This is a genomic window from Rhodococcus sp. BS-15, assembly GCF_000813105.1.
GTDB lineage: Bacteria > Actinomycetota > Actinomycetes > Mycobacteriales > Mycobacteriaceae > Rhodococcoides.
Genome location: NZ_BAOX01000537.1, coordinates 1 through 1,461, shown reverse-complemented (window position 1 = coordinate 1,461; position 1,461 = coordinate 1). Strand labels below are relative to the sequence as shown.

At 64.0% G+C, this 1,461-nt stretch carries 1 protein-coding gene and 2 tRNA genes; all 3 read left to right on the top strand.

All coding sequences use genetic code 11. The features are described from left to right. On the top strand, positions 1 to 940 hold a 940-nt coding region (locus RHBS_RS27725; protein WP_374700684.1), incomplete at its 5' end, for a DUF3566 domain-containing protein. Between the two features lie 109 nt (positions 941 to 1,049). Then, positions 1,050 to 1,123: transfer RNA gene (locus tag RHBS_RS27720), tRNA-Ile, on the top strand. 190 nt (positions 1,124 to 1,313) lie between these two features. After that, positions 1,314 to 1,386 (top strand) — tRNA-Ala (locus RHBS_RS27715). Positions 1,387 to 1,461: the final 75 nt, after the last annotated feature.

Sequence of the window (1,461 nt, the reverse complement as noted above, 5' to 3'; positions counted from 1 at the left end):
TCAACCTCCACGGCAGGCAGCCCCGCAGCCAGCTGCCTCGCAGCCTGCAGCACCCGACGAGACCGTGCGCACTCCGGAGGTATCAGCCGAGTCGACGGCCGCCGGTGAAGCGTCTCGTACGTCCGAGCCCGCACGGGGTCAGGATCAGGCCGGTCCGGCAGCGACGCAGGCGATGCCGGCCCAACAGAACGACGGTCCGCAAGGTGGCTCAGGAACGCCGCCTTGGCAGCGTGGTGCCGGTCAGCGGCCCGCACCGCAGGGAACGGACGACCGGCAGCAGCCGCAGAATCAGCCGCAGACCAACCTGTCCGGACGCGGAGCTGCGCTGCCTCCGAACGGTGAGTTCGATCGGTCCGCTCGGACGGCCGCCGAGCCGACCCAGCGCGAATCGACCGAGGACAAGACCGAACGGCGAGAAGCCGCCAGGTCCAAGGCTGCGGGCATCGACGGACCGACACGGCACATCGAACGCAAGGATCTGGCGAAGGACATGCCGGACCTGTCTGCCGTAAGGCACCCGGAGCCGTCCCTGTCCGAGCGTGCGGCCCCCGCGGCCATCACGGCTGTACCCAGTGCGGACGGCGATCCGCTGCGGGCGACCATCCAGATCCGCAAGATCGATCCGTGGTCGACGCTCAAGATCGCCCTCGTGATCGCCGTGTCACTGTTCTTCGTGTGGATGGTGTCGGTCGGCCTGCTGTACGCCGTGCTCGACGGCATGGGCGTCTGGGAACGGCTCAACAGTGCGTTCACCGAGATCGTCAACGAATCCGGCGGCGGCGGACTGGTCAGTGCCGGGCAGGTATTCGGCTACGCGGCCGTGATCGGTGTGATCAATGTCGTACTGTTCACCGCTCTGACGACCATTGGTGCCTTCATCTACAACCTGTCGTCGGACCTGGTCGGTGGCGTCGAAGTGACACTGGCAGACCGCGACTGACCTGCACCATCGAGGGCCGTATCGGGCCGTTTTGGAAGACAGCGGCCCGATACGGTAATCTCATCCCTCGGTTCGAGGAGAGGTTTTCTTCGGTCCGAAGTAGTGATGAGGGCCTATAGCTCAGGCGGTTAGAGCGCTTCCCTGATAAGGAAGAGGTCGGAGGTTCAAGTCCTCCTAGGCCCACACCGAACGAACGAAAAGAGGCAGGACGTGAAAATCCTTCTTCTGGTCGCATCGGCGGTGATCGCAGTGCTGACACTATCGAAGGTGCGCTCGCAGCGCAGCGCAGACGGCGTCTGGCACAGCATCCCCACCGTGTGACAATCGATCGGAGTGGACGTGTAAGGTTCGTCTACGATTACCGGCAACACCCGGGGCCTTAGCTCAGTTGGTAGAGCGCTGCCTTTGCAAGGCAGATGTCAGGAGTTCGAATCTCCTAGGCTCCACAAGTGAAAGGACGTCCACTTCGGTGGGCGTCCTTTTTCGTGTCCCCGGCCGGCCCCAAGTCCACTCGATGTGAC